The sequence below is a fragment of the Actinoplanes sp. NPDC026623 genome, assembly GCF_040638275.1.
Classification (GTDB): Bacteria; Actinomycetota; Actinomycetes; order Mycobacteriales; family Micromonosporaceae; genus Actinoplanes.
In genome coordinates this window covers 19,195-27,453 of sequence record NZ_JBEZXZ010000046.1, presented here as the reverse complement: position 1 = coordinate 27,453, position 8,259 = coordinate 19,195, and the positions used below count along the sequence as shown (strand labels likewise).

6 protein-coding genes are annotated in these 8,259 nt (G+C 71.0%); 2 read left to right on the top strand and 4 right to left on the bottom strand.

Annotation, left to right across the window (positions count from 1 at the left end):
* Together AB0F10_RS16500 and AB0F10_RS16495 are read right to left on the bottom strand one after the other, a co-directional pair.
* Positions 1-371 (bottom strand): hypothetical protein (locus AB0F10_RS16500; protein WP_360624763.1); only part of this gene is annotated, 371 nt, incomplete at its 3' end.
* 1,241 nt (positions 372-1,612) lie between these two features.
* Positions 1,613-1,987 carry a cupin domain-containing protein gene (locus tag AB0F10_RS16495; protein ID WP_360624760.1) on the bottom strand — a complete coding sequence of 125 codons (375 nt, stop codon included), beginning with the start codon at positions 1,985-1,987 and terminating at the stop codon, positions 1,613-1,615.
* 75 nt (positions 1,988-2,062) lie between these two features.
* On the opposite strand from AB0F10_RS16495, the gene AB0F10_RS16490 reads away from it, so the two are divergent.
* Both AB0F10_RS16490 and AB0F10_RS16485 read left to right on the top strand, forming a co-directional pair.
* Positions 2,063-2,506, top strand: a complete 444-nt coding sequence (locus tag AB0F10_RS16490) for a MarR family transcriptional regulator (protein ID WP_360624757.1) — start codon at positions 2,063-2,065, stop codon at positions 2,504-2,506.
* A 44-nt stretch (positions 2,507-2,550) separates the two neighbouring features.
* On the top strand, positions 2,551-3,186 hold the full coding sequence (locus tag AB0F10_RS16485) for a maleylpyruvate isomerase family mycothiol-dependent enzyme (protein WP_360624754.1): 636 nt from the start codon (positions 2,551-2,553) through the stop codon (positions 3,184-3,186).
* 446 nt (positions 3,187-3,632) lie between these two features.
* Here AB0F10_RS16485 and AB0F10_RS16480 read toward each other — a convergent pair whose 3' ends face one another.
* Together AB0F10_RS16480 and AB0F10_RS16475 are read right to left on the bottom strand one after the other, a co-directional pair.
* Positions 3,633-6,155, bottom strand: coding sequence for a DNA topoisomerase (ATP-hydrolyzing) (locus AB0F10_RS16480; RefSeq protein WP_360624751.1), 2,523 nt, complete (start codon positions 6,153-6,155; stop codon positions 3,633-3,635).
* A 14-nt stretch (positions 6,156-6,169) separates the two neighbouring features.
* Positions 6,170-8,227, bottom strand: a complete 2,058-nt coding sequence (locus tag AB0F10_RS16475) for a DNA topoisomerase IV subunit B (RefSeq protein ID WP_360624748.1) — start codon at positions 8,225-8,227, stop codon at positions 6,170-6,172.
* Between the last annotated feature and the right edge of the window lie 32 nt (positions 8,228-8,259).

Below are 8,259 nucleotides of genomic sequence, written 5' to 3'. Positions count from 1 at the left end.
TCCGGCACGGCCAGGTCCTCCGGCACGGCCAGGTCCTCCGGCACGGCCAGGTCCTCCGGCACGGCCAGGTCCTCCGGCACGGCCAGGTCCTCCGGCACGGCCAGGTCCTCCGGCTCCACCGGCCGTTGCGGCGCCACCGGCCGCTCCCGCACGGCCAGCCACCTCGGCGTTGCCAGCTCCTGCGGCCTGTCCGGTCGGTGCGACGCCACCGGTCGGTGCGACGCCACCGGTTGCTCCCGCACGGGCGGCTGTTCCCGCACGGCCGGCTGCTCCGGCGTTACCCGTTGCTGCGGCGTTAACCATTGCTGCGGCACGGCCAGGTGCTCCGGCGCGGCCAGGTGCTCCAGCTCCACCGGCCGTTGCGGCGCCACCGGTTGCTCCCGCACGGGCGGCTGTTCCCGCACGGCTGGCTGCTCCGGCGTTACCCGTTGCTGCCGCGTGGCCTGTCGTTCCGGCACCACCGGCTGCTCCCGCACGGCCAGCCACTTCGGCGTTACCAATTGCTGCGGCCTGACCGGATGATGCGACGCCACCTGTTGCTCCCGCACGGCCGGCCGCGGTGCGAGACAGTGCCGTGGAGCAGCAGGTATTTGCGGTGCTGAGGGCATTTGCGATGGCGGTCGTGGTGCGGGTGGGGTGGAGCTTGGCGGCACGCTCGTGGGGGTGGGTGCCGTCGGTGGTGCAGAGCGGCTCAGGCGGTTGCGACGAAGTTTCTCGCCGTGGCGTTGCTGAAGACCCCATTTGCGATGCCGCTCGTGCTCACGACGAAACTCGTCACTGGCGGCGGAATAGTTCCGCGACGCGGTCCGGTCGCGCATCGCCGCAATTTCCGACCTGCCGAACAATGACAACTGTCCCACGGAAGAATTCTCCCGCAACCCACCCCGATATGTCAGCAGACGATCATGCCAAACTTCATTTCGCAATATCGTTCACCGGAGTCGCCGCGACAATCACGGTACCGCTCCATGCGGGTCGAAATGAATTGATGCGACTAATGTCAAGTATCCGAACCGACGCGCGCCGGGCTGCGACTCGAACCGGCCCGTACCTCACGGTCTTCAGCACGATGAGCCAGCGACAACCGGTTCGGTGGCCTGGGGCATCCGGCCCGGACGGCCCGATTTTCCATCCGCCTCTGCGCGGCATGCGCCAACGGCGGGTGCTTGCATGCGGAAGAGGTGCACGTGGTGATCAAGATGCATTCATCCGCATACCCCGCGCCGTCGCTCCAACTGTCGCCAACGCCCCGGCCAGCCGTCGACACGACATAGTCGTCAGGCCCTGGGCGCGCTCGGCCGGGTCCGGATGGCGCGATCCGGCGTTCGGGACGGTCATGCTTCTTCCTCCCGCTCGGGCGCCACTCCATCTCACCGACGAGGTGAAGCCCACCGGCCGCGCGTCGGCCAACGCCCACACCACCCCGCAACCTGGGTCCCGACGACCGGATCTGGACCTGATCGGGTCTTCGTCGACCGGCTGTCCGACGTGGACCCGCTCTAGACGCGGCCGGCGAGACCCGCCTCGACGGTGCGATGGTGAGCGGGCCGGCCCACGAGGGCGATAGTTCGGCCACCGGACGCTGAACGGCAATTTGGGTGTCCCGGTTCGCCTAGCGGACCCACGGCGGGCTGATCGAGGAGCCGTCGGGAAGGGTGGCCTCGAATCCGACGCTCGTGGTGACCCAGGCGGTCGCCGGGGCGCCGGACGGGTTGTCGAGACCGAACATCGCGCCCGCGGGCACGAACGCGACCTCGCCGGCCCGCAGCGCGGTGACGATGCCGTCGATGGTCGCGGTGACCTCGCCGGAAACGATGAGAAGCACCTCCTCGCGGCTCACCCGATGCGGGACGCCGGTCGTGCCGGCGCCCACCTCGAGCCGCCAGGCACAGAGCTGCGTGCTGCCCGACGACGGCGCGACGTAGGAGTTGAAGGTGGCGCCGTGCAACCGGTGTGCGACGGCGTCCTGTTCGCGAAGGACTGGCATTGGTGATCCTCTCCAAGTAGTCAAGCTGCTTGACTAAATAGTCCAGCAGCTTGACCAAGCTGTCAAACTCTTTCCGTGGAACGTGATCTCCTGGACCTTCCGGTGCTGCTGCTGAGCGCCGCTCGTGCGCTGGTGGACGGCATCGACGCCGGCGTGCGGGCCCGCGGCTTCGCCGACCTGCGCCCGGCACACGGCTTCGCGTTCGCACGCCTCGCCGGCGGCGGCGCGACGGTCGGGCAACTCGCCGAGCACCTCGGCGTGACGAAGCAGGCGGCCAGCCAGATGACCGAGGAACTGGTCACCAAGGGTTACGTGACGCGGCGCCCGCATCCGGACGACGCCCGCGCGCGGCTCGTGGTGCTGACCCCCAAGGGCTGGGCCTGCACCCGCGCGGCCGACGAGGCGGCGGCCGAGGTGCTGGGCCCGTGGGCGGACGCCCTGGGTGCGCAGCGTGTGGCGGCGCTGCGCGCGGACCTCTCCCGGCTGGCCACCCCCGGCCGGGTACGCCCGATCTGGTGACCGCATACCCGATCAGTTTTCGGGCTGCGCCGCGTATACCTCGCATGAACGAGCTCAGAGAACTTCGGGAAGAGGTCGCCGCGGAGCGTGGCGAGCAGGCCGAACTGCTCGCCGGCCTGCGGCCGGACCAGTGGGACGCACCGACGCTGTGCGAGGGCTGGCGGGTCCGCGAGGTCATCGCGCACACCACCATGCCGTACCGGACGTCGCTCGGCCGGACCATGCTGGAGCTGGCGCGATCCCGCGGGAACGTCAACCGCATGGCGGACCGCTGCGCGCGGCGCGACGCCGCCCGGCTGTCCGCGGCGGAACTGCTGGCCTCGCTGCGCGACAACATCGACCATCCGTGGACGCCGCCGGGCGGTGGGGCCCGCGGCGCGCTCTCGCACGACGTCATCCACGGCCTCGACATCACCGTCGGGCTGGGCCTGGACCGCCGGGTGCCGCCGGAACGGGTCGCCCTGGTGCTGGCCGGGCTGAGCCGCCGGAACATCGCGTTCTTCGGCACCGACCTCGACGGGCTCGCCCTGCGGGCGACGGACCTCGACTGGGGCTACGGCAGCGGCACGCCTGTCCGGGGCGCGGCGCAGGACCTGCTGCTACTCCTCTGTGGACGCAGGCTGCCGCCGGGCCGGCTCAGCCCGGAGCCGCCGCCCCGCGCGCCGGGCCGGAAGCGGTAACGACAACCACCGCACCCGCCAAGCGAATCAGAGCTCAGCTCGGCCCGCGCCGCGCCGAACCAGCCGGACCGGCCGGGGCGAGCCGAACCGGGCCGAACCGAGCCGGGCGAACCGAACCGAGCCGAGCGAACCGAACCGAGCCGAGCGAACCGAACCGAGCCGACCGAACCGAACCGAACCGAGCTGAACAGGGGCCGGACCGGGCCGAGCCGAGCTGAACAGGGGCCGGACCGGACCGAGCCAGGCCAAGCTGAACAGGGGCCGGACCCGGGCCAGGGCAAGCCGGACCGGGCCAGGCCAGGGCAAGCCGGACCGGGCCAGGCCAGGGCAAGCCGGACCGGGCCAGGCCAGGGCGAGCCGGACCGGGCCAGGGCTCAGCCCGAAGCCGTCGCCCAGCCTGCCGGGCCGGGAACGGTGATGACAGCCACCGCACCCCGGCGGGGCGGTCAGCCCCGTTCGATCAGGTGTCCGACGATCTGGGGGCCCATCAGGACCGCCTCGCCCGAGCCGTCTCGGCGGGCGTCCGGTGCAGGAAGCTCGACCGGATCGCCGTTGCTGCCGGCGCCGACCGGGCGGGTGCCCACCCAGGCCACCTCCAGGCGGGTTTCGCCCTTGAGGAAGCGTTGGACGCGGACGCCGCCGGTCGCCCGGCCCTTGGCCGGGTAGGACTCGAAGGGGGTGACCTTCACCTGGGTGCCGGTGGAGGTAACCACCATCGGCTCGCCGTGCTGCGGGTCGGACGTGTCCACCACGTTGAACGAGAGGACCTCGGCGTCCGCCGTCAGGTTCATGCCGGCCATGCCGCCGCCCTTGAGGCCCTGGGGGCGGACCAGTTTCGCCGCGAAACGCAGCATCGAGGCGTCCGAGGAGACGAAGGCCAGCGATTCCGCGCCGTCGGTCAGCCAGGTGGCGCCGAGCACCTCGTCGCCGTCCTTGAGGGTGATGACCTCGAACTCGTCGGAGCGGACCGGCCACTCCGGCGAGCAGACCTTGACCACGCCCAGGCGGGTGCCCATCGCCAGGCCCGGGGAGCCGTCGGCGGTGAGCGGGGCCAGGCCGACCACCTTTTCGCCCGGCTCCAGGGGGATCAGCTCCGAGGCCGACATGCCGCCGCGCACCGACACCGTGCCCGACTGCTCCGGCAGCACCGGCAGCGGCAGCACGTCGGTCTTGAACGCACGTCCCGCGCTGGTCACCAGCAGCACCCGGCCGCGGGCGGTCGAGTGCACCACGGCGCGGACCGCGTCGTGTTTCACCCGGCCGCTGCGGCGGCGGCCCTCGATGGTCTCCTCGCTCTCCGCCGCGGTGCGCGCGATCAGCCCGGTCGCGGAGAGGATGACCTGGCACGGGTCGTCGGCGACCTCGAGCGGGCCGGCCGGCGCGGACGCCGCGAGGACCTCCTTGAGGTCGCCGTCGATCAGCGTGGTGCGGCGCGGGCCGGCGAAGGTCGCCGCGACCTCGGCAAGCTCGTCGGAGACGAGTTGCTTGAGCACGTCGTCGTTGTCGAGGATGCGGCTGAGCTCGGCGATCTCGGCGCGCAGGCGCTCCTGCTCCGTCTCGAGCTCGATCCGGTCGAAGCGGGTGAGCCGGCGCAGCGGGGTGTCCAGGATGTACGTCGCCTGGATGTCGGTGAGGCCGAACTCGCTCATCAGGCCGGCCTTGGCGGCCGTGGCGTCGTCGCTGCCGCGGATGATCGCGACCACCCGGTCGATGTCGATGAGGGCGATGAGCAGGCCGTCGACCAAGTGCAGCCGGTCCTGCCGCTTGGTGCGCCGGTGCGTGGTGCGCCGGGTGACCACCTCGTAGCGGTGGGCCAGGAACACCTCGAGCAGCGCCTTGAGGCCCAGCGTTCGCGGCTGGCCCTCGACCAGCACCAGGTTGTTGATGCCGAACGACGACTCCAGCGGGGTGAGCCGGTAGAGGTCGGCGAGCAGCGCCTGCGGGTTGACGCCGACCTTGCACTCGATGACCAGGCGGATGCCGTGCTCGCGGTCGGTGAGGTCCTTGACGTCGGCGATGCCCTGCAGCCGGGCCGGCTGGCGCTGGCCCTTGCGCGGGCCGGAGGTGATGAGCTTGCCCTTCACCTCGTCGGTGATCGCCTCGATGATCTTCTCGGTGCCGACGCCGTAGGGCAGCTCGACCACGGTGATCGCCTGGCGGCCGCGGCCGCCCTCGAGCGGGCCGGTCTGTGCCCGGGCCCGCATCCGCACCACGCCGCGGCCGGTCTCGTAGGCCCGGCGCACCTCGTCGAGGCCGAGCAGCTGGCCGCCGGTGGGCAGGTCGGGGCCGGGCACGAAGCGCATGAGCGCGTCGAGGTCGGCCTCGGGGTCGGTGATCAGGTGCCGGGTCGCCGCGACGACCTCGCCGAGGTTGTGCGGGATCATGTTGGTCGCCATGCCGACGGCGATGCCGGAGGTGCCGTTGACCAGCAGGTTGGGGAAGGCCGCGGGCAGCACCCGGGGCTCCTGCTCGGAGCCGTCGTAGTTGGCCTTGAAGTCGACGGTGCCCTCGCCGAGCTCGCCGACCAGCAGCATCGCCTCGCGCGACATCCGGGCCTCGGTGTAACGGGAGGCGGCCGGGCCGTCGTCGGGCGAGCCGAAGTTGCCGTGCCCGTCGATGAGCGGCACGTTGAGCGAGAAGCCCTGCGCCAGGCGGACCATCGCGTCGTAGATCGCCAGGTCGCCGTGCGGGTGGTATTTACCCATGCAGTCGCCGACGACGCGGGCCGACTTCACGTAGGGCCGGTCGGGGCGGTGGCCCTGCTCCTGCATCGACCAGAGGATGCGCCGGTGCACGGGCTTGAGCCCGTCGCGCGCGTCCGGCAGGGCACGGGAGTGGATGACCGAGTACGCGTACTCCAGGTAGGAGTCCTCGACCTCGGTGGTGATCGAGTTGTCGATGACCCTGGCGCCGGCCTGGTCAAAGGCCGACAGATCCACCCGGGACTGTTCGTTCTTGCGGCGTGCCATGTCTCTACAGCCCCTCAGGCGTCGATCGTTTCGTGGTCGATGCGGCCGGCGGCCTCGATCAGCCAGTTCCTGCGCGGCTCGACCCGCTCACCCATCAGCAGCTCGAGCGTGCCCTCGGCCTGCTCGGCGTCGTCGATGGTGATGCGCCGGACCGTGCGGGTCGCCGGGTTCATCGTGGTGTCCCACAGCTCGTCGGCGTCCATCTCGCCGAGGCCCTTGAACCGGGGCACCGGCTTGATCACGGACTTGCCCGATTTCTCGAGCCGGCCGACGGTGCGCTCCATCTCCTGCTGCGTGTAGGTGTAGAGGGTCTCTGCGTTGCGGCCCTTGGTGGCGACCTTGTGCAGCGGGGGCATCGCGGCGAACAGCCGGCCGTCCTCGATCACCGGGCGCATGTATTTGGCGAAGAGGGTGATCAGCAGGGTGCGGATGTGCGAGCCGTCGACGTCCGCGTCCGCCATGATCATGACGCGGCCGTAGCGCATCGTGCTCAGGTCGAACGTGCGGCCGGAGCCGGCGCCGAGCACCTGGACGATGGCCGAGCACTCGACGTTGTCGAGCACCTGCTGCAGGCTCGCCTTCTGCACGTTGAGGATCTTGCCGCGGATCGGCAGCAGGGCCTGGTATTCCGAGCTGCGGGCCATCCGGGCGGTGCCGAGCGCGCTGTCACCCTCGACGATGTAGAGCTCGCTGCGGCCGATGCCGGTGGAGCGGCAGTCGACCAGCTTGGGCGGCATCGAGGCGCCCTCGAGCGCGGTCTTGCGGCGGGCCGCGTCCTTCTGCTGCTTCTGGGTCAGGCGCACCCGGGCCGCGTCGACGACCTTCTGCAGGACGGTGCGGGCCTCGGTCTTGGTGCGGCGGTCGTCGACCCAGCTCTTCACATACTGCTCGACCAGGGTCTGCAGCACCCGGGTGATGCCCGCGGTGGAGAGCTCGTCCTTGGTCTGCGAGGTGAACTGCGGCTCGGGCACCCGCACGTGGATGACCGCGGTCATCCCCTCGAGCAGGTCGTCCAGGACCGGCGGGTCCTCCTTGGGCTTGAGCAGGGCGCGGGCGTTGCGGATCGCGTCGGTCAGCGAGCGGACCAGCGCCCGCTCGAAGCCCTTGCGGTGGGTGCCGCCGTGCACGTTGCGGATGGTGTTGGTGAAGCACTCGACCGTGCGGTCGTAGCCGGTGCCCCAGCGGAACGCGACCTCGATCTGGGCGTGGCGCACGACGTTGGACTGCATGACGCCGTTGGCGTCCGCGGCGTTCTCCTTGTAGGTGCCCTCGCCGGTGACGATCAGGATCCCGGAGACCGGCTTGTCACCCGACGGGGTGAGGAACTCCACCATGTCGGTGAGTCCCTGCGGGTAGTGGAACTTCTCGTCGACCGGCTCCTCGCCGGTGTGGTCGCGCAGCACGTAGGCCACGCCGGGCACCAGGAAGGCCGTGTTGCGCAGCTTGGCCTTGACGATGTCGACGTCGAGGCGGGCGCCGGTCTCGAAGTAGCGGGCGTCATACCAGTAGCGGATCGAGGTGCCGGTGCGCTCGCCGCGCTTCATCCGGCGGACCACGCGCAGGCCGGACTCGGGCACGAAGGGCGCCGCCGGGCCGGGGCCCGCGAAGACGCCGGGCACGCCGCGCTGGAAGGAGAGCTCGTGCACCTTGCCGTCGCGCCTGACGGTCACGTCGAAGCGCAGCGACAGCGCGTTGACCGCCGAGGCGCCGACGCCGTGCAGGCCGCCGGAGGTCTTGTAGCCGGAGCCGCCGAACTTGCCGCCCGCGTGCAGCCGGGTCAGCACCAGCTCGACGCCGTTGAGGCCGGACTTGGCGTTGATGTCCGTCGGGATGCCGCGGCCGTCGTCGTCGACCTGCACCGAACCGTCGGCGTGCAGGGTGACCTCGACGTGCTCGGCGTGGCCGCCGACGCCCTCGTCGGTGGCGTTGTCGATGATCTCGTTGGCGAGGTGGTTGACGCCGCGGCTGTCGGTGGATCCGATGTACATGCCCGGCCGCTTGCGGACAGCGTCGAGTCCTTCGAGGTGCGTGAGGTCATCAGCCCCGTAGAGGATCTCTGGTTGCGCAGTCACGAAGCACTACTCCCGGCGATGGCGGCTGTCAA